This window comes from Actinomadura litoris, assembly GCF_009733595.1.
GTDB lineage: Bacteria > Actinomycetota > Actinomycetes > Streptosporangiales > Streptosporangiaceae > Spirillospora > Spirillospora litoris.
The window spans coordinates 239,948-257,943 of record NZ_WOFH01000013.1 but is presented as its reverse complement, the minus strand read 5'-3'; the positions used below and the strand labels follow the sequence as shown (position 1 = coordinate 257,943).

The 17,996-nt window shown below is 71.3% G+C and carries 20 protein-coding genes and 1 tRNA gene; 9 read left to right on the top strand and 12 right to left on the bottom strand.

The genetic code is table 11. The features are described 5' to 3' along the window. Positions 1-45: 45 nt before the first annotated feature. Positions 46-303 (bottom strand): cell division protein CrgA, encoded by a 258-nt coding sequence (locus GNZ18_RS32225; RefSeq protein WP_214615738.1) that lies wholly within the window; start codon positions 301-303, stop codon positions 46-48. Positions 304-384: 81 nt separating this feature from the next. On the opposite strand from GNZ18_RS32225, the gene GNZ18_RS32220 reads away from it, so the two are divergent. From GNZ18_RS32220 to GNZ18_RS32205, 4 genes are read left to right on the top strand one after another with little or no spacing between them, the layout of a single operon-like run. Then, a complete protein-coding gene (locus GNZ18_RS32220; protein WP_214615739.1) occupies positions 385-1,137 on the top strand; it encodes a DUF881 domain-containing protein in 753 nt (250 codons plus the stop codon). Between the two features lie 50 nt (positions 1,138-1,187). After that, on the top strand, positions 1,188-1,814 hold the full coding sequence (locus tag GNZ18_RS32215) for a class E sortase (RefSeq protein WP_156220448.1): 627 nt from the start codon (positions 1,188-1,190) through the stop codon (positions 1,812-1,814). A gap of 8 nt (positions 1,815-1,822) precedes the next feature. Next, positions 1,823-2,020 (top strand): hypothetical protein, encoded by a 198-nt coding sequence (locus GNZ18_RS32210; protein ID WP_156220393.1) that lies wholly within the window; start codon positions 1,823-1,825, stop codon positions 2,018-2,020. A gap of 4 nt (positions 2,021-2,024) precedes the next feature. Next, positions 2,025-2,606, top strand: a complete 582-nt coding sequence (locus GNZ18_RS32205; protein ID WP_173390939.1) for an anthranilate synthase component II — start codon at positions 2,025-2,027, stop codon at positions 2,604-2,606. A gap of 271 nt (positions 2,607-2,877) precedes the next feature. Here GNZ18_RS32205 and pknB read toward each other — a convergent pair whose 3' ends face one another. From pknB to GNZ18_RS32170, 7 genes are read right to left on the bottom strand one after another with little or no spacing between them, the layout of a single operon-like run. After that, positions 2,878-4,692 (bottom strand): Stk1 family PASTA domain-containing Ser/Thr kinase, encoded by a 1,815-nt coding sequence (gene pknB, locus GNZ18_RS32200; protein WP_156220391.1) that lies wholly within the window; start codon positions 4,690-4,692, stop codon positions 2,878-2,880. Positions 4,693-4,714: 22 nt separating this feature from the next. Beyond that, positions 4,715-6,166, bottom strand: coding sequence for a serine/threonine-protein kinase (locus GNZ18_RS32195; RefSeq protein ID WP_312874872.1), 1,452 nt, complete (start codon positions 6,164-6,166; stop codon positions 4,715-4,717). Continuing rightward, positions 6,163-7,644 (bottom strand): peptidoglycan D,D-transpeptidase FtsI family protein, encoded by a 1,482-nt coding sequence (locus GNZ18_RS32190; RefSeq protein WP_156220390.1) that lies wholly within the window; start codon positions 7,642-7,644, stop codon positions 6,163-6,165. Before GNZ18_RS32190 ends, GNZ18_RS32195 begins: the two co-directional genes overlap by 4 nt. 10 nt (positions 7,645-7,654) lie before the next feature. Continuing rightward, positions 7,655-9,241: an FtsW/RodA/SpoVE family cell cycle protein gene (locus GNZ18_RS32185; protein WP_156220389.1), complete on the bottom strand. Its 1,587-nt coding sequence runs from the start codon at positions 9,239-9,241 to the stop codon at positions 7,655-7,657. Further along, a complete protein-coding gene (locus GNZ18_RS32180) occupies positions 9,238-10,803 on the bottom strand; it encodes a Stp1/IreP family PP2C-type Ser/Thr phosphatase (protein ID WP_156220388.1) in 1,566 nt (521 codons plus the stop codon). The genes GNZ18_RS32185 and GNZ18_RS32180 overlap by 4 nt, the downstream gene beginning before the upstream one ends. Beyond that, positions 10,800-11,309: an FHA domain-containing protein FhaB/FipA gene (locus GNZ18_RS32175; RefSeq protein WP_156220387.1), complete on the bottom strand. Its 510-nt coding sequence runs from the start codon at positions 11,307-11,309 to the stop codon at positions 10,800-10,802. The genes GNZ18_RS32180 and GNZ18_RS32175 overlap by 4 nt, the downstream gene beginning before the upstream one ends. Before the next feature lie 11 nt (positions 11,310-11,320). Then, positions 11,321-12,076, bottom strand: a complete 756-nt coding sequence (locus GNZ18_RS32170) for an FHA domain-containing protein (RefSeq protein ID WP_067451055.1) — start codon at positions 12,074-12,076, stop codon at positions 11,321-11,323. 128 nt (positions 12,077-12,204) lie between these two features. On the opposite strand from GNZ18_RS32170, the gene GNZ18_RS32165 reads away from it, so the two are divergent. Beyond that, positions 12,205-12,287 (top strand) — tRNA-Leu (locus GNZ18_RS32165). On the opposite strand, the gene GNZ18_RS32160 is transcribed toward GNZ18_RS32165, so the two are convergent. Beyond that, positions 12,269-12,796: a hypothetical protein gene (locus GNZ18_RS32160; protein ID WP_156220386.1), complete on the bottom strand. Its 528-nt coding sequence runs from the start codon at positions 12,794-12,796 to the stop codon at positions 12,269-12,271. The two genes, GNZ18_RS32165 and GNZ18_RS32160, sit on opposite strands and share 19 nt — an antisense overlap. Before the next feature lie 24 nt (positions 12,797-12,820). Between GNZ18_RS32160 and GNZ18_RS32155 the strand changes: the two genes are divergently transcribed. The 4 genes from GNZ18_RS32155 to GNZ18_RS40970 all read left to right on the top strand — a co-directional run bounded on the left by GNZ18_RS32155 (position 12,821) and on the right by GNZ18_RS40970 (position 15,082). Further along, complete coding sequence (locus GNZ18_RS32155; protein WP_156220385.1) at positions 12,821-13,003, top strand: hypothetical protein; 183 nt, start codon at positions 12,821-12,823, stop codon at positions 13,001-13,003. 32 nt (positions 13,004-13,035) lie between these two features. Further along, complete coding sequence (locus GNZ18_RS32150) at positions 13,036-13,344, top strand: hypothetical protein (protein WP_156220384.1); 309 nt, start codon at positions 13,036-13,038, stop codon at positions 13,342-13,344. A gap of 34 nt (positions 13,345-13,378) precedes the next feature. Beyond that, positions 13,379-14,770, top strand: coding sequence for a MocR-like pyridoxine biosynthesis transcription factor PdxR (gene pdxR / locus GNZ18_RS32145; protein ID WP_156220383.1), 1,392 nt, complete (start codon positions 13,379-13,381; stop codon positions 14,768-14,770). A gap of 144 nt (positions 14,771-14,914) precedes the next feature. Continuing rightward, positions 14,915-15,082, top strand: a complete 168-nt coding sequence (locus GNZ18_RS40970; RefSeq protein WP_173390949.1) for a hypothetical protein — start codon at positions 14,915-14,917, stop codon at positions 15,080-15,082. A 374-nt stretch (positions 15,083-15,456) separates the two neighbouring features. Here the strand turns inward: GNZ18_RS40970 and GNZ18_RS32135 are convergent, their stop codons facing one another. From GNZ18_RS32135 to GNZ18_RS32125, 3 genes are read right to left on the bottom strand one after another with little or no spacing between them, the layout of a single operon-like run. Further along, positions 15,457-16,470 (bottom strand): urease accessory protein UreH domain-containing protein, encoded by a 1,014-nt coding sequence (locus GNZ18_RS32135; RefSeq protein ID WP_156220382.1) that lies wholly within the window; start codon positions 16,468-16,470, stop codon positions 15,457-15,459. 42 nt (positions 16,471-16,512) lie between these two features. After that, the gene (locus GNZ18_RS32130) at positions 16,513-17,370 is read right to left on the bottom strand and encodes an NAD-dependent epimerase/dehydratase family protein (RefSeq protein WP_312874871.1); all 858 of its coding nucleotides are present in this window, start codon (positions 17,368-17,370) and stop codon (positions 16,513-16,515) included. A gap of 5 nt (positions 17,371-17,375) precedes the next feature. Further along, positions 17,376-17,774: a cupin domain-containing protein gene (locus tag GNZ18_RS32125; RefSeq protein ID WP_156220381.1), complete on the bottom strand. Its 399-nt coding sequence runs from the start codon at positions 17,772-17,774 to the stop codon at positions 17,376-17,378. Positions 17,775-17,996 lie beyond the last annotated feature (222 nt).

Genomic DNA, 17,996 nt, shown 5'->3' with positions numbered 1-17,996 from the left:
CGGGGCGGCACCGGCGCGGTCACCCTGGCGGGACGGCGCGGGCGGTCAGCGCCAGCGGGTCGAGAGCACCACGCCGAGGATGATGGCGGTGAAGCCGATCCCCAGGTTCCAGTTGTGCAGATCGGTCATGAACGGGACGTCGGTGTTCGTGCTCGCCGTCACGTAGAAGACCGCGATCCAGGCGAGGCCGACCAGCCAGAGGCCGACCATCGTGGGGACCAGCCAGCGGGGGCTGACCTCGGGCGCCTTGGACTTCTGCGGGGGCGTGTAAACAGCCTTCTTGCGCACTTTGGACTTGGCCACGGTGGGATCGATCTCCTCGGGCGTCCGGCGGCCGGAGCGCCGGACCGCGCATGGGTGTTTTGTCGGTTAGCGTAGTCGCTGGTGAGCAGCGTACGGCGTTCGGCTTGGGGAAGCATCATCCCAGCTATCACGCTTGTCGCGGGAACCCTGTTCGCGGCGAGCGCGAGCACGGCCCGCGGCACGAGCCTGCGCGACGAGGGCCGCACCCGCATCACCGACCTCATCTCCGCAGATCAGCGCCGTGCCCGCCGGGAGCGCGAGGAGTACCGCCGGCTGCGCCGCGAGGTGGACGCGATCTCCCGCGAGGCCGGCCGGCACGACGCGCGCGTGAAGCAGGCGCAGGGCGAGGCCGACCGGCTCGCCGCCCGCTCGGGGTTCACGGCGGTCACCGGGCCCGCCGTCCGCGTGTCGCTGGACGACGCCCCGCTGCCCAGATCGGGTGATCTGCCCCATGGTGCCCGTCCCGACGACCTCGTCGTCCACCAGAGCGACGTCCAGGCCGTCGTGAACGCGCTCTGGGCGGGCGGGGCGCGGGCGATGCAGATCATGGACCAGCGGGTGATCTCGACGAGCGCGGTGCGGTGCGTGGGCAATACGCTGATCCTCCAGGGAGTCGTGTACTCGCCGCCGTTCCGGATCACCGCCGTCGGGGACCCGGACCGGCTGCGGGCCGCGCTCGACGCCTCCCCCGTGATCGGGACGTACCGCAAGTACGTCCAGGCGTACGGGCTCGGGTACGCGGTCCACACCCTGGACCGCGCCGCCCTGCCCGCCTACACCGCGAACGTCACCATGAACCACGCCGCGGTGCCCGAGGACGACGGCGGTCCCTAGCGCGGGGGAGCGGGCGGAATCGTCGACGGAGGGGGGGACGCGCGGTGCGGATGGTCATCCGCGGCCTGGGCGAGCTGTGCATCACCGCCGGGCTGATCCTGATGCTGTTCGTGACCTACGAGCTGTGGGGGACGGGCCAGTACACCCGGGCCCAGCAGGACCGCCTCGGCCGCGAGCTGCTGGACACCTGGAAGGCGCCGAAGGTCACCACCGAGAAGGTGCGGCTCGGCAGGGGCCTCGCCATGATCCGCATCCCGCGGTTCGGCGACGGCTACCACTACGTGATCATCGAGGGCGTCGACCCCGCCGACCTGCGCAAGGGCCCCGGCCACTACCCCGGCAGCGCGATGCCGGGCGAGATCGGCAACTTCGTCGTCTCCGGCCACCGGACGACCTACTCCGCCCCCTTCAACCGGCTCGGCGAACTCCGCGCCGGCGACAAGATCCTCATCGACACCCGCGACCGGCAGTTCACCTACCGGGTCACCGGCCGCGAGATCGTCAAGCCGTCGGCCGTCGAGGTGACCGCGCCCGTCCCGGGCCACCCGAAGAAGCGGCCGACCGAAAAGCGGATCACGCTGACCACCTGCCACCCGAAGTACTCCGCCGCCGAGCGGATGATCATCTTCGGCACGATGGTCTCCGAGCTGCCCCGCGCCGCCTCGACCGGAAAGTAGAGGGTGTCATGTACGCCTGGATCTGGCGCCACCTGCCGGGGACCTGGCAGGCCAAGAGCGGAATCGCGGCCGCGGTCGCGATCGTTGTCGCCCTCGTGCTCTGGTACGTCGTGTTCCCGTGGATGGAGCCGAAGGTCCACTTCGACCACGGCGTCGTGCACGGTGAGCCGACCGGGTCGTCCGGCCCGGCGGTGCCAGGGGGGTGACGCCGTGCGGGTCCTCGTCGTCGACAACCACGACAGCTTCGTCTACAACATCGTCCAGTACCTGCGGGAACTCGGCGCCGACTGCGTCGTCAAGGACCGCGCGGACGTCACCGTGCGGGACGCCGCGTCCGCCGGCGGCGTGCTGCTGAGCCCCGGCCCCGGGCATCCGGCCGACGCGGAGGTGTGCCTCGACCTCGTCGCCGACGCCGAGCGCCGCGCGGTGCCGCTGCTCGGCGTCTGCCTCGGCCACCAGGTGATCGCCCACGTGCACGGCGCCACCGTGGCGCGGGCGCCGCAGGTCGTCCACGGGTACACGAGCCCGATCGAGCACGACGGCGCCGGGGTGTTCCGCGACCTGCCGGTCCCCTTCCCCGCGACCCGCTACCACTCGCTCGCCGTCGAGCCCGGGACGGTGCCCCGCGACGTCCTGGAGGTCACCGCCGCCACCCCGGACGGCGTCGTCATGGGCCTGCGGCACCGCGACCTGCCGGTCGAGGGCGTCCAGTTCCATCCCGAGTCGGTGCTGTCGGAGCACGGGCACCATCTGCTGGCCAACTGGCTCGGCATGTGCGCGTCCCCCGTGTGACCTGCGTGTTCGCCGTCCCGGGGCGATTCTGCCCGGCGCTGCGCCGCCGCGCGCGGAAAATTTCCGTTAAAAGTCGTAACGTCCAGGCAAGTACGTCCGAAGACCATATTGAGGGCTTCCGCCATTGCCCCCGAGTGGCGGAAGCCCTCTCTCATGCCCGGCCCCGGCCGCTTAGCGGCTACCGCGTCGGCGTGGCGCCGACGACGGGACGTCCACGACAAGGGCCCCGACCCCCCGGCAGGGGGTCGGGGCCCTTTCGTCGTTCCCGGGGTCAGCCTCCGTCGCCGTCAGGGAAGGTGGGGAAGGTCGGCCCGGACGGCCCGATCGTCGGCGTCGGCGACGGCTTCTGCGCCACGTAGATCGTGACGGTGTCGCCCGGCGCGACCGTCGCGTCCGGCCCCGGCGACTGGTCGTAGACGAAGCCCGGCGCCACCGGCTTGTCGGGCGGCGCGAAGCCCTTCTCCACCTTGCACTGGAGGCCGAGGCTCTCCAGCTTGGCGCAGGCCGCCCGCTGGCTGCTGTTGGTCAGCGTCGGCACCTTCAGGTTGTTCGGCCCGTTCGACACGAACACCCGGACGGTCGAGTTCTTCGGCGCCTTGCCGCCGCCGGACGGGTCGGTGCGGATCACGCTGAGCCGCGGGACCGTGTCGCTGTTCTCCACCCGCTTCTCGACGTCGAAGCCGCGCTCCTCCAGCATGTTCTTCGCCACCGAGTACGGCTTGCCGGTCACGTCGGGCACGTCGACCTCGGCGGGCGGGCGCTTGCCCTTGGAGATCGTCAGCGTCACCGTCGAGCCCTCGGCCACGTTGCTGCCGGGCTTGGGGTCGGCGGTGACGACGTTGCCCCTGCGGATGTCGTTGTTGTAGTCGGTCGTCGGATCGCCCAGCTTCAGGCCGAGCTTGGTCAGCTCCGCCTCCGCCTGCTTGCGCGGGACGTCCACGATGCTCTGCGGCACCGCGACCTTCTTCTCGTCGTCGCCCTTGCCGCCCGACATCAGGAACCCGATCGCGGCGGCGCCGCCGATGAACACCACGGCGAGCGCGATCCAGATCGCGGCCTTCTTCCCGCCGCCGCCCCGCTCGGGGCCGTTCTCGTCGTAGCGGACGGGCGGCAGGTCGTAGCCGTCGCCGACCGGCCGCTGCACCTGCGTGTGCTGCGGCGGGCCGCCGTGGTAGCCGCCCATCACCTGCGTGCCGCCCGGCTGCGCGCCCATCAGCATCGTGGACGCGGCGGTCGAGGACACCGGCTGCCCCTGGAGCACGCGCTGGATCTCCTGCCGGAACTCCGTCGCGTTCTGGTAGCGGTGCGCCGCGTCCTTCGCCATCGCCTTCAGCACGATCGCGTCGGCCCACTGCGGGATCTCCGGGTCCACCTGGGACGGCGGAACCGGCTCCTCCCGGACGTGCTGGTAGGCGATCGCGACCGGGGAGTCGCCGGTGAACGGGGGCTTGCCGGTGAGCAGTTCGTACAGGACGCAGCCGGTGGAGTAGATGTCGCTGCGGGCGTCGACCCGCTCGCCGCGCGCCTGCTCGGGCGACAGGTACTGCGCGGTGCCGATCACCTGGGCGGTCTGCGTCATCGTGGCCGCCGAGTCGGCCATCGCGCGCGCGATGCCGAAGTCCATGACCTTGACCTCGTGGGCCCGGGTCATCATCACGTTGGCCGGCTTGATGTCGCGGTGCACGATCCCGCCGCGGTGGCTGTAGTCCAGCGCCCGCAGGATCCCGTCGGTGATCTCCAGAGCCTTGTCGGGCAGCAGCGCGCGGTTCTCCCGCAGCAGGTCGCGCAGCGTGCTGCCGTCCACGTACTCCATGACGATGTAGGGGATGGAGGTGTCGCCGATCATGTCCTCGCCGGTGTCGTACACGGCGATGACCGAGGGGTGGTTCAGCGACGCGGCCGACTGGGCCTCGCGGCGGAACCGGGCCTGGAACGTGGGGTCACGGGCCAGGTCTGAGCGCAGGGTCTTGACCGCGACCACGCGATCGAGACGCAGATCTCGGGCACGGTAGACCTCGGCCATGCCGCCACGCCCGATCACCGTGTCGAGCTCGTAGCGGCCGCCGAGCAGCCGAGGTTGACTCATATGTGCACTTTCCCTCGTACGTCTACACCTTGTCCTCCGAACCTAGCTCCCCGCCCGGCGTGGGCGAGGGATCCGGGCTCGGAGTTGACGGAGTCGTGGTGCTGCCCGTCGGTGTCGGTGTCGGGTCTGGGGCGCTGGGAGTCGCCCGGGGCGGTTTCCTCGTTCGCTTGTGTTCGGGGGACGCACTGCCTGCCCCCGGCGTTGACGGACGGATCCTACGCGTACCGTGCCGCCTCGTGACAGTCGGTGCCGGGCCACCATCCTGATGCGCGGACGGTGTGCTGGGTGTCGCGACCGGGTCCTCCTGGGCCTCTCCGCCCGCCGGGCCCGTGGCCGGGTTCTGGGGCGCGTCCCGCTCCTCGCCCGACCCGGCGAAGGCGAGACCCTTCCAGAGCGAGCCGATGACCAGGCAGCCGACGAGCAGCAGCCCGGCCGCGACCGAGGCGTAGGTCAGGCGCCGTCGCCCGCCCCCGGCCCTTGCCTTCTGGCCTGGGTTATCTATCCCCTTGGTGAGGTTATCCGCCCCTGCCCCTGCGTCAAATTCCGACAAAACGGACGTCTGGCCGGTGTCGTCCGATCGTGCCGCGGTGGTCACCCCCACCGTCGGCGCCACCGAGGTGACCCCGGGCTTCTCCCCTGGACGCGCCGACCGCCCGGTGCTGAGCGACGCCCGGACCTCCAGGGCCCAGTCGGCCACGGCGTTCGCGTCCGCCGGACGGTCCCGCGGCGCCTTCGCCAGCAGCGCCGCGACCAGCGCCCGCGCCTTCGCCGGGACGTGCGCGGGCAGCTCGGGCGGCTCGTCCTTGACGTGCTTCAGCGCGATCTCGACCGGCGTCCGGCCGTCGAAGGGCGGCATGCCGGTCAGGCACTCGTAGGCCACCACGCCCAGCGAGTACAGGTCGGCGGCCGGGCTGATCGGCTGCCCCGACGCCTGCTCCGGCGAGATGTAGTGCGCCGTCCCCATCACCATGCCGGTCGCCGTCTGCGACGCCGCCTCAAGCCGCCGCGCGATCCCGAAGTCGGTGATCTTCAGGGTGCCGTCCGGCGAGATCATCAGGTTCGCCGGCTTGACGTCGCGGTGCACGATGCCCGCCTCGTGCGCCACCGTCAGCGCCCGTCCCGCCTGCACCAGCAGGTCGAGGACGGCCTCCAGCGGGAGCCCGCCGTCGCGCACGAGGATCTCGTCCAGCGGCTCGCCCGGCACCAGCTCCATCACCAGGTACATCCGGCCGTCCTGCTCGCCGAAGTCGAACACCCGTGCGATGCCGCGATGCCGCAGCCCGGCGGCGAACTCCGCCTCCGACTCGAACCGGCGCAGCGCCGTCGCGTCCGACACCAGCTCCAGCCGCAGCAGCTTCACCGCCACCTGCCGCCCGAGCGAGGCGTCCGAGGCCCGCCAGACCTCGCCCATCCCGCCGACGGCCAGCCGCTCCAGCAGCCGGTACCGGTGGTTCAGGACGAGGTCCGCGCTCACTTCTTCAGCACCTGGGCCATGATCGCCGCGGCGACCGGCCCGGCGTTGGTGGCGCCGTCGCCGGGGCCCTCGGTGATCACCGCGAAGGCGTAGCGCGGGTTGTCGAACGGGCCGAACCCGACGAACCACCGCGAGTTCGGGATCCCCTGGCCCTGCTCGGCGGTACCGGTCTTACCGGCGATGTTGGCGCTCTGCAGGTTCTTCGCGGTGCCCTCGGAGACCACCGCGCGCATCATGTCCTCAAGCTGGGAGGCCTGGTCGCCGGTCATGGCCTGCCCGAACAGCTTCGGGGAGGCGTTGTACAGCTCGCTCTGGTCCTTCGCCCGCGCCTTCTGCACCACGTACGGGTTCATGATCTTGCCCTTGTTCGCGATCGCCGCCGCGACCATCGCCATCTGCAGCGGCGTCGCGCGCACGTTCTCCTGGCCGATGCCCGAGCGCGCCGTCCCGTCCTTGCCGGTCGGGATCGTCTTGCCGCTCGCGTCCTGCACCGACACCGGCACCTCGCTCTTGGCGGCGGGGAAGTCGGGCTCCAGGTTCACTCGCTTCCCGAAGCCGAACTTCTCGGCCCCGTCGTGCAGCTGCTGGATGCCGAGGTCGAGCGCCATCTTCGCGAACGAGGTGTTGCACGACTCGGCGAACGCGCCCTTCAGCGGCGCCGACCCCGCGCAGCTCCCGCTGTCGTGGGAGTTCGGCAGCGGACGGCCCGACTCCGGCAGGATGAGCTGCCCGGTGTTCACCGTCGTCGAGCTGTTGACGTTCAGGTCCTGCATGCCGACCGCCGACGTCACGGCCTTGAACGAGGAGCCCGGCGGGAACGTCTGGCTGAGGGCGTTGTCGACCAGCGGCTTGATGACCCCGGTCGCGCCGTCGAGCTCGTTCAGCCGCTTGACGCCCTTGTCGCCCGTCTGGGGCGCGATCTCGTTCGGGTCGAACGACGGCCACGACGCCGCGACCTGCACCGCGCCCGTCCTGACGTCGATCACCACGGCGCCGCCCCGGCGGCCCTCCTGCGTCTGCCCCTTGAGCTTCTCGTAGGCCACCCGCTGCGCCCGCGGGTTGATCGTCAGTTCGAGGTTCGCGCCCTCGGCCTTCTTCCCGATGAAGGTGTCGAACCAGCGCTGCTGCGTGATCCGCTTGTCCTTGCCGCCGAGCAGCGAGTTGTAGGCCCGCTCCACCTGCGTGGCGTTGCCGTTGAAGTACCCCGTGACCGGCGCGAACACCGGGCCGTCCTTGTAGCTCCGCCCGTACTTCGGGTTGTCCTTGTGCGTCTCCGTCGAGGACACCAGCACCTCGCCGCCCGCCGAGATCGTTCCGCGCGGCGAGTTGAACAGGTCGGAGTACTGGCGGCTGTTGCGCGCGTCGGTGCGCAGGTTGTCCGCCTGACTCCCCTGGACGTAGTTCACCTGCGCCATCAACCCGAAGAACAGCAGCAACCCGAAGATCGCCACCCGCCGGATCGGCTTGTCCATGTTCATCTGGGCGAGATCACCTCGTGCTCACGATCTGGGTCATGCCCTCGTCCTGGATCGCCTGGGGGGCGGGCTTGCGCGCGTCGTGGCTCATCCGGACCAGGATCGCGATCAGGATCCAGTTGGCCATCAGCGACGAACCGCCCTGGGACAGGAACGGCGTCGTCAGACCCGTGAGCGGGATCAGCCGGGTGACACCGCCGACGATCACGAACACCTGGAGGCCGAGGACGAACGAGACGCCCCCGGCGAACAGTTTCAGGAACGGATCTCGCGCGGCGACGGCGGTCTTCATCCCTCTCTGCACGATCAGCGCGTACACCAGCAGCAGCACCATCAACCCCGTCAGGCCGAGCTCCTCGCCCAGCGAGTCGAAGATGAAGTCGCTGAAGGACAGCGGCGTCCGCCACGGCTCGCCCTGGCCGAGGCCGGTGCCGAGCACCCCGCCCTGGCCGAGCGCGAACAGGCCCTTCATGAGCTGCGCGCTGTCGGAGTACTCGCCGCCGAGCTCCGCGCACGCGCTGAAGCCCGGCGACACGCTGCCCTTGGCCTTGTACTTCTTGAAGATGTCGGTGTCGGGGTTGACCGGGACGACCTTGCCGCTCTCCAGCAGGCAGCCGCCGTCGAAGTAGGGCTTCGGGTTCTGCCAGATGTCGATGCGCTGGTTGACGTGGCCCATGAACGGCAGCAGCGTCGCGACGAACACGCCCACCGCCAGCAGACCCATGCCGATCATGACCCACGACAGCCGCTGCGTGGCGATGTAGAGCATCGACACGAACAGGCCGAAGAACAGCAGCGCGGTGCCGAGGTCCTTCTGCATGAACAGCACGCCCAGGCAGAAGAACCAGATCACCAGGATCGGGCCCAGGTCGCGGGCGCGCGGCAGGCTGAACGGGCCGATCTTCTTCCCGATCAGCGACATCGCCTGCCGCTTGTTGACCAGGTAGCCCGCGAAGAACACGACCAGCAGCAGCTTGGCGAACTCGCCCGGCTGCACCGAGAACGGGCCGAGGGCGATCCACACCCGCGCGCCGTTGATCTCCGCGCCGATGCCGGGGACGATCGGCAGCAGCAGCAGGATGATCGCGCCGAGGCCGATCAGGTAGGTGTAGCGCTGCGCGGTCTTCGGCGTGAACGACAGCGGCGCGTCGGGCTTGTCGGTGTCGCGCATGATCACGATGGCGGTGACGAACAGCCCGATCCCGACGAAGGTCCACATGAGCTGGCCGGGCGCGTCCGCCGCGTCCTTGAGCAGCTTCTTGCCCGCGGCGGCCGCGACCCTGTGGTCCTCGCTGGTGTCGAGGTCGAGGCGGTAGATCATCGCCAGCCCGATGCCGTTCAGCGCGACCGACAGCGGCAGCAGCAGCGGGTCGGCGTACGGCGCGAACTTGGCCTGGACGAAGTAGGCGCCGAACGCCAGCACCACCAGGCCGCCGCCGTAGAGGAACAGGCCCTTCGGGATGTAGCCGTCCCGGGCGAGCCCGACCTCCGCGAACGCCGACAGCGTCAGCACCATCGCGAAGATCAGCAGCGCGAACGAGGCCGCGTTGCGTCGCTGGTACGGCAGATGCGCGCGGATCTGCGCCCCGATCGAACTCATCTAGGGCCCTTGCCGCTCGGACAGCCCTGCACTCGCGGGCTGGGCGCCTTGCACTCGTCCACGTGGGAGCGCAGCTCGTTCACCTTCGCGTCGGCGGCCGCCTGGCCGACGAAGGCGAGGGTGCCCTTGTTGACGGCGTCGCGGTCAGGGTCCGGCAGGTCGTCGATCGCGATGTCGGTGGCCTTCGGCTTGTCCTGCGGGCAGTCGCGCTGCCCCTTGCCCTTCGCGACGGCGACCTTGCCGCCGTCCGCGGTGAGAACGTACTTGCACACGCTGTTCTTCAACTCGTTCAGAGCCGCCGGCCCTTTCACCGAGTAGGTGCCCTTCACCTGCTGCTGGAGGTTCTGCGGCAGGTCGGCGACGGGGATCGGCGGGTTCGGCTGGTCCTTGGCGGCGGCCTTGCGGGACAGGTCGATCAGCGGGAACTCGTCCGTCGACCCCCGGAACAGGACGACCTTGCCGCCCTCTTCCCCTATGTAGTAGCCGTTCCGGACGGTCTGCACCAGATAGACGCCGCCCGCCGCCACCGCCACGACCACCACGCCCGCGACGACCACCAGCCACGTCCACTTGCGCGCGCCGCCGCGCCTGGCACGCCCCGGCGCGTGCTGCGTCGCCGGCTGCTGCGGGGGGCCCGCCATCGGCTCGCCCATCGGCATCGGCGCGGGCGGGGGCATCTCGTCCACGGCCACGGGCGGCTGCGGCATCGTGTCGCGCAGCTGCGCCGCGCGTCCGGCGGGGGTGTCGGCCGGGCCCGCGCCGGGACCGCCGCCGGGCGGTGGCCCCGCGTTCGCCGCCGCCCCCACGGCGTGCCCGGGGCCGCCCGTCGGCGGCTGCCGGCCGAGGTCGACGACGTCCGCGACCACGCAGGTGATGTTGTCGGGGCCGCCGCCCCGGTTCGCCAGGTCGATGAGCTGCCGGACGGCCTGCTCCGGGTCCGCGACGTCGGTCAGCACCTGGAAGATCGTCTCCGCCGTGACGACGCCCGACAGGCCGTCCGAGCACAGCAGGTACCGGTCGCCGACCTTCGCCTCGCGCAGCGACAGGTCGGGATCGACCTCGCCGCGCCCGTCCAGCGCCCGCAGGAGCAGGGAGCGCTGGGGGTGCGAGGCCGCCTCGTCGGGGCTGATGCGTCCCTCGTCCACCAGGGACTGCACCAGCGTGTGGTCGTGCGTGATCTGGAACAGGCTGCCGTCCCGCAGCAGGTACGCGCGGGAGTCCCCGATGTGCACCAGCGCGACCTGGTTGCCCGCCCACAGCATCGCGGTCAGCGTCGTCCCCATGCCCTGGAGCGCGGGGTCGGACTCGACGATGCGGTGCAGGTTGTCGTTGGCCGTCTTGACCGTGTGCTCCAGCGCGGCCAGCAGCTCGGTCGCGGGGAGGTCCTTGTCCAGCCCGCGCAGCGCCTCGATCGCCGCCGCGCTCGCGATCTCGCCGCCGACGTGCCCGCCCATGCCGTCGGCCACCGCGAGCAGATGGGCGCCCGCGTACGCGGAGTCCTCGTTGCCCTCGCGCAGCATGCCGACGTCAGAGCGCGCGGCGTAGCGGATTCCCAGGGTCATTTGCGCAGCTCGATCACGGTCTTGCCGATCCGGACCGGGACGCCGGGCGGCACCGGCATCGGCCGGCTCACCTTCGTGCGTCCGAGATATGTGCCATTGGTCGAGCCGAGATCTTCCACGATCCACTGACCGTCCTGCGCATAAAGTCGGGCATGCCGGCTCGAAGCGTAGTCGTCGGTCACAACGAGCGTGGCGTCATTCGCCCGACCGATGGTGATGGGCACTCCCGTGAGATCGATGACGGTGCCCGCCCGCTCGCCCTGGACGACCACCAGTTTCGTCGGGGAGCCGTGCTGGGCGCCACTGCGCTGCGGCGCGCGCTGCGCCTTGGACTGTTTGGCCGCGGCCTTGGCCGGACGGGGCGGCTGCGCCGCCCGCGAGGCCGCCTTCGCGGCCGCCTTCGAACCGAACAGGTCGGCCCTGATCACGCCGACGGCCGCGATGACGAAGAGCCAGAGCACCGCGAGGAACGCCAGCTTGATCAGCGTGAGGGTGAATGGGGTCATCGGAGTCGGGGTTACTCCCTGTCGCGGCGGAAAACAAGCGTGGTGCGACCCATCGTGACGCGGGAGCCGTCGACCAGCGTCACCCGCCGGATCGGCTGCCCGTTCACGAACGAGCCGTTGGTCGACCCTAGATCCACGAGCACGATTTCGGGACCTTCTACGCGGATCTCGGCATGGTGCCGGGACACGCCGGGATCAACGAGGCGCAGGTCGCAGTCGGTGCCGCGGCCCAGCAGGGTGACCGGAGTGTTGATCTCATAAGTGCGCTGAGTGGTGTCGGAACCCTCCACCGCCGTCGTCACCAGCAGCCGCGGATGCCCCCCGAAGGCACCCCCCCTGCCCCCCTGAGGCACGTCGCTCACCGGCTGGCGGATCTCCCCGCCCTCGACGGTCGAGCCCCTGATGACACCGGACCTGATGCGGAACATGCCCGTGGCGAGGTCGCCGGCGTTCTCGAACCGCACCCGCACCGGGCCCACGAAGGAGTACCCCTGCTCCTTCGCGTACTCGCGCGCGAGGTTGGCCAGCTCCTGGCTCAGGCTGTCGGCGTACACCTGCAGCCGCTGCCCGTCCTGCTGAGAGATCTCGACGACGAAGTCGTTCGGAACCAGCGTGCGGCCCTGCGCCACGATCGCCGCCCGATCGTCCATCTCGCGCTGCACAGCGCTGGCCACCTCGACCGGCTGGAGCTCCGACTTGAAGGCACGGGCGAAGGCCCCTTCGACCATGCCCTCAAGCCGTCGCTCGAAGCGCTGAATGACGCCCACGGGCACCTCCCTTCCCCACTGGTAGACGATCGTATCGGTGCGAAGGTTCGCTCGACGTATCTGGATACCTAACCACTGCTCAGCGCGTGCTAGCCTTTTCGAGCGCCCGGAGACGGGCCGACACCCACGGGCGGGTGGCGGAACGGCAGACGCGCACGGTTCAGGTCCGTGTGTCCGAAAGGATGTGAGGGTTCAAATCCCTCCTCGCCCACTCGGGGGCACAGACGAAAGTCGTAGCCCCACAGTGACGAAACGACCCCGAAGCTGGCAAGCCTCGGGGTCTTTGTCGTTACGGAGGCCGGTCCGCTGCGATCGCGGGGACCGATGGGTCAGCCAGGTACGAGGGCGCCCCAGTCCTTGGGTCTTCAGGCTGCGGGCGGGGTGATGTGCCCGGCGGCGGGGGTGTCCGTCGGGGCCGGGGAGCGTGGCGAGCCAGGCGTTGATCTTGCGCTCGTTGGCGTGGGCCGGTTGGAAGGCCGGCAGCAGGCTCTGCGCGGCGAGGCCGTGTTCGATGCCTTCGTGGGCGTCGGCCTTGGCGTAACCGTTCATGCCTTCGACGGTGTTGCGGAGCCGTCCGTAGATCTTTTGCCATTCCGGACTGCCGTAGGCCCGCGGTTGCCAGTGCTTGGCGCCGTCCTCGATGGCGACCCTGGTGCTGGTCTGCTGGCAGACCCCACGGGGTTGGGATGGGGTCGACCAGGGGCAGATGGGGGTCGGCACCGAGGCTCGTGGATTTGAGGGCGCATGCGCACCGCCTTGGCCTGCTCGACGGTCAGGCGCTTCTTCTTGGGTAGTGGAGAGGGATCCGGGGCGACGACGATCGAAGATCCGCTCCGCACTGATCGGCGTTTCACGCTGCCGGAGGTGCTTCTCGTGGTCGATAACCTACCGCTGACCATGATGGGCACGGTGGCGCTCGGGCGCTGAGTGGCACAGGGCAGGGAGGGGGAAGGGCGGCGGTGCAGGCGAAGTCGGTCGCGTTCGACGTCTTCGGCGACTACGCGCGGGAGCCCGAGGCGGAACGGGTCCTGGCGACCGAGCCGAGCGCACGATACGACCTGTTCCGCGCAGCGGGCGCCGAACGGGCGGCGCGGTGCTGGAAGCTCGACGAGATCGGCGACGACTACCGTATGTTCGTCCTCCGCGGCCCCGACCTGCTCCCGGCCGATCGGCCCGCTCAACACACCCACCAGTGCTTCCTGGAGACCCTCTCGGCTCTGCGGGCACCCGAGACCCGCTGGTACCGGCAACTTGCAGACCGGTCGTAGCGCTCCCGGCGCCGGACAGGTATCACAGGGTGTGATGGACGAGCGTGGGGTCGGGCTTGATCTGCACCTTGACGTGCCGCGCGGCGCCGGGGCGGGACGGGCCATCGAGATCGCGCTGCGCGAGGCGGTCCGCTCCGGGAGGCTTCCGGCCGGTGCCCGGCTGCCGGGGAGCCGGAGCCTGGCGGCCGATCTCGGCGTGTCCCGGGGGACGGTCGTCCAGGTCTACGGCCAGCTGATCGCGGAAGGATGGCTGACGGGGGAGCCGGGCTCGGGCACGTGGGTGGCCGATATCCCGGTGGCGGACGCCGGACCGCGAACCGAGCCGCGGGTGTCGCGGCCGGATCCCGAGTTCGACCTCCAGCCGGGACGACCGGATCTCAGTTCGTTCCCGCGGACGATGTGGGCCTCGGCGGTGCGGCGGGCGGCGGCGTCGGCCGAGCCGGCGGCATGGGACTACGGGGAGCCTGCCGGGCTGCCGGTGCTGAGATCGACGATCGCCCGCTACGTCGCACGCACCCGTGGCGTGGCGGCCGACGCCGAATCAGTGGTGGTGACGGCGGGGTTCGCGAACGGGCTGGCGCTGGTGGGGCGGGCGCTGCGGAGCCTGGGCGTACGCTGCGTGGCCACGGAGGATCCCGGACTTCCGCAGCATCGGTGGCTGCTGCGCGCGGCCGGGATGGACGTCGTGCCGCTGAGCGTCGGCGCGGACGGTGCGGATCCCGCCGGGTTGACGGAGCATGTGGGGGCGGCGCTGCTCACGCCCGCGCACCAGTACCCCCGCGGGGTGGTGCTGGCACCGGCCGTCCGGGCGGGGTTCGTCGCGTGGGCGCGGCGGCGGGACGGCTTCCTGGTCGAGGACGACTACGACGGTGAGTTCCGCTACGACCGGCAGCCGGTCGGGGCGGTGCAGGCGCTGGCCCCCGACCGGGTCGTCTACGCGGGAAGCGCCAGCAAGTCGCTGTCCCCGGGGATGCGCCTCGGCTGGCTGGTCGTGCCGCCGACGCTGCGCGAGGCCGTGCTGGCGGCCGTGGCGGAGACCGGTACCGCGGTGCCCGCGTTCCACCAGCTCGCGTTCGCCGACCTGGTGGAACGCGGCGACTACGACCGGCACATACGGCGGGCCCGGCTGGTCTACCGGCGGCGGCGCACCGAACTGGCGGAGCGGCTCGCGGCACCGCTGGACGGAGTGGCCGCGGGCCTGCACGCCCTCATGCCGGTCGGGTCGGCCGAAGAGGAGGGACGGCTGGTGGACACCGGCCGCTATGCCGGACTCCACCTGCACGGCCTGCACACCGAGGGCTACTGGCATGAGCCGGCCGGCGAACGGCCGGCCGGGCTCATCCTCGGCTTCGCCACACCTCCTCCGCACACCTGGAAGCGTGCTCTGGAGGCGCTGGCCGAGCTGGTCGACGCTGTGACGGGCTAAAAAGGCCATATCAGAATGCGCATACGACGCGATTTATGGTGAGGGCCGACAGCCCGTGGGAACGGGTCGAGCCGCTGCTGCTGAGGGGGAGCGCGTAAGCGCAAGCGGCTGGACGACCGCCAGGTGCCCTGCGGGATCTTGTTCGTGCCGCACACCGGGAGCCGCTGGAAGTTCCTGCCGCAGGAACCGGGGTTCGCGGTCGGGAACGACGTGCAGGCCGAGTGGCACCAGGCCGGGGCGTGGGACGCCTTGCACCGGCTGCTGCTGGAGGGATTGCACGCCGCCGAGGGGCCGGCCTGGACCAGGCGATGATCGACAGCTCGCACGTCCGGGCGCTCAAGGGCGGCCCGGAACCGGGCCTGGCCGGGCTCCAACGGCCCACGAGATGGCGCCGGCGGTGTCGCTGACGACGTCACCCAACTCGTCCCACTGCTGGACCGGGTGCCGCGCATCCGTGCCGGGTTGGAGGGCTCTGCCGGAGACCGGGCTGCCTGCCGGACGAACGCGGCTAGGACCACGGCGAACACCGCCGCCTCGTCCGCGCCGAGGGCATCCGGCCGCGCAGCGCTACGTCGTCGAGCGGCGATCGCCCTGCCGCACCGGTTCGGCCGGTTGCGCATCCGCTGGGTATCCGCGACGACATCCACAGAGCCCTCATGACCCTCGCCGCAGCCATCATCGGCCGGCTACTGGAAGGTGATCGCCCCGGGGAAGTGGCCGGACGCGCACACGAACCGCATCCGGCCTGGCCCCGGGGTGCCGAGGTCGATCCGGGTGTCTCCGTTCTCCGGGAGGATCACGTCCTTCCCGCGTCCGGGGATGGTGAACGCCCGTGTGTGCCCCCGCGTACCGTGCGTGCGCAGCACCAGGACGGTCGGGACGCCCGCGCGCGCCGTGGCGAGCGCGGGCCGGTAGCCCTGGTCGAGAGCCCAGACGGTGACGACCTGCGTGCCGGACGCGTCGGTCCGCACGAACCGCGCCGAGTCGGCCGCCGAGGCCGTCCCGCCGCCGGAGGGGAGCCGGCCGCCGAGCCGCAGCCCCGACAGCAGCGTCCATCCGGCGGCCACGACGAGCACGAGTGCGGGCAGCGCCGCGAGCCGCCCGCGCAGCACCGCGAGGACGCGCCCGGCGGCCAGGCCGGCGAGGCCGAACAGCGGCGCAGTGCCGAGCACGAACGCGCCCATCACCACCGCGCCGCCGAGCGCGGAGCGCGACGTGACCGCGAGCAGCTCCGCCGACAGGGTCAGCCCGCACGGCACCAGCACGGTCGCCGCCCCCAGCGCCCAGGGCCGCCGCCGGCGCCTCGTCTGCGGCCGCATGGACGGCGCGCAGTGGCCCGGGAGCCCCGCGCGACCTTCCGCGGGGACGGGCTCCGCGGCGCTCCGGCGGCGCGGTAGGCGCCGGGCCGGGCCGAAGCCCAGCAGGTCGAGCGCGAACAGGGCGAGGACCAGCGCCGCCGCCGTCAGCAGCGCGCCCCGGACCCGCGGCCCCGGCTGCACCGCGCCGCCGGCCAGCCCGAGCAGCGCCCCGAGCACCGTGTGGGAGGCCAGCTTGGCCGTCAGGAACGACGCGACCGGCCGCGGCCCGCCGCCGTCCCGGATGGCGCCGGTGAGCAGGCCGAACTGCACGGCGGCGCAGGTGGTGCCCCCGGCCGTCAGCCCCATCCCGGCGCCGGCGAGGAAGAGCGCGGTGATGTCCATCGGCCACCTCTTGTCGGGCATAGACAACGAAATGCTGCTGGATTACTCGGCGAAGAACCCGAGGCGCCACGACGGGTGCGCCGGAACCCAGCCGAGGTGCTTGCGCGCGTAATGGTTGTCGGCTCCGCGCGCCCAGGGGGCCCGGGGCGCCGACGGTCCGTCCGGCGGCGGCGGTGCCGCGACGGCCTCGCAGAAGACGGGCACCCAGTCCCGGGCGGCGGCGGGCTCGTCGTCGACGACGTTGACCGTCGCGCCGGACGGCCAGGCGAGCGCCTGGACGGCGGCGGTGGCGGCGTCCCCGATGTGGACGAAACTACTGACATCGTCCGAAGTCGCGAGCGTGCCCGCATGCGCCTTGTCGGCGATGAGCCCGCCCGGCGTGTACCAGGTGCCGGGCCCGTAGAGGAGCCCGTATCGCAGCACCACCCACTCGGGCAGCTCGCTCACCGCCCTCTCCAGTGCCGCGACGCCCTCGATGGTCGTCCTGCGTGGAACCGGCGCGGTCAGGTCGAGCGGGGCGTCCTCATCGGCAGGATCCGGGCCGCCCTCGTACGCCCACGCGATGCTCTGCGCGACGATCCGCCGGACCTTCGCGGCGCGGGCCGCGTCGACCAGGTTGCGGGTGCCGATCGTCCGTATCCGGGCGTTGGCGTCGCTGCTGCCGCCGCTCAGGTCGGTGAGCTGGTGCATCACGACGTCGGGTGCGGCCGCGCCGACGATGCGGGCGAGTTCCCCGCGGTCATGGACGTCTCCGATCACGGCGGAGGCGCCCCTGGACCTAATCGCCGCCGCGCCGTCGTCGCCGCGGGTCAGGGCGGTGACCTGATGGCCTTGGTCGAGAAGGAGCGGGAGGATGTGCCGTCCGAGGACCCCGGTGGCGCCGGCCAGGAAGATGTGCACGGTCCTCAGGCCCTCGGGCCGGCGGCGGGACGCGGCGCACGGCGGTCGCGGCGCGCTTCGAGTTCGTCCTGGTCGACGATGGTGAGCATCGGCTCGCCGGGAACGCCGAGCATGACGACGACGAAACGCGTCCACGCGTCGTTGAGATTGTTGGCCGCCTGGTAGTGGATGACGTCGCCGCCCGGCTCCCAGAACGCCTCACCGGCGCGGATCACGCGCTCGGGTTCGCCCTCCAACTCGAAGACCATCTCCCCTTCGAGCATGTACCCGAAGACCGGCCCCGAGTGCCGGTGCGGCGGCGTCCCCGAATCGCCCGGCGGCAGTTCGATCGTCACGGTCATCGCCTCGGCGCCCGCCGGGATGAAGGGCGGAAGCTCGCACATCAAAGTCGTGAGTTTGGACATGGCGCCGAAACTAGGGTCCCGGCGACGCGGAGAAGTAGACCACTTGACGACCGTTTCCTTGGACCGGATGACCACCGGGCTCACGAGCACAAAGCTCCGTGGACGTGGCACGGGCCCCAGGTCCGGCGGGGGCAAGGTACGGACCGACTCACCTACACCGCGCTGTCCCCCTCGTCCTCCAGGAGCGGATGAGCACTGAAGCGGACGCCGCCACGCCCCGGA

What these genes read in the sequence shown, in the direction of transcription:
- GNZ18_RS32215 (WP_156220448.1), top strand. Translation starts at nt 1,188, where the DNA reads ATGGTCATCCGCGGCCTGGGCGAGCTGTGCATCACCGCCGGGCTGATC.
- GNZ18_RS32210 (WP_156220393.1), top strand. Translation starts at nt 1,823, where the DNA reads ATGTACGCCTGGATCTGGCGCCACCTGCCGGGGACCTGGCAGGCCAAG.
- pknB (WP_156220391.1), bottom strand. Translation starts at nt 4,692, where the DNA reads ATGAGTCAACCTCGGCTGCTCGGCGGCCGCTACGAGCTCGACACGGTG.
- GNZ18_RS32190 (WP_156220390.1), bottom strand. Translation starts at nt 7,644, where the DNA reads ATGAACATGGACAAGCCGATCCGGCGGGTGGCGATCTTCGGGTTGCTG.
- GNZ18_RS32185 (WP_156220389.1), bottom strand. Translation starts at nt 9,241, where the DNA reads ATGAGTTCGATCGGGGCGCAGATCCGCGCGCATCTGCCGTACCAGCGA.
- GNZ18_RS32180 (WP_156220388.1), bottom strand. Translation starts at nt 10,803, where the DNA reads ATGACCCTGGGAATCCGCTACGCCGCGCGCTCTGACGTCGGCATGCTG.
- GNZ18_RS32175 (WP_156220387.1), bottom strand. Translation starts at nt 11,309, where the DNA reads ATGACCCCATTCACCCTCACGCTGATCAAGCTGGCGTTCCTCGCGGTG.
- GNZ18_RS32155 (WP_156220385.1), top strand. Translation starts at nt 12,821, where the DNA reads ATGCGCACCGCCTTGGCCTGCTCGACGGTCAGGCGCTTCTTCTTGGGT.
- pdxR (WP_156220383.1), top strand. Translation starts at nt 13,379, where the DNA reads ATGGACGAGCGTGGGGTCGGGCTTGATCTGCACCTTGACGTGCCGCGC.
- GNZ18_RS32135 (WP_156220382.1), bottom strand. Translation starts at nt 16,470, where the DNA reads ATGGACATCACCGCGCTCTTCCTCGCCGGCGCCGGGATGGGGCTGACG.
- GNZ18_RS32125 (WP_156220381.1), bottom strand. Translation starts at nt 17,774, where the DNA reads ATGTCCAAACTCACGACTTTGATGTGCGAGCTTCCGCCCTTCATCCCG.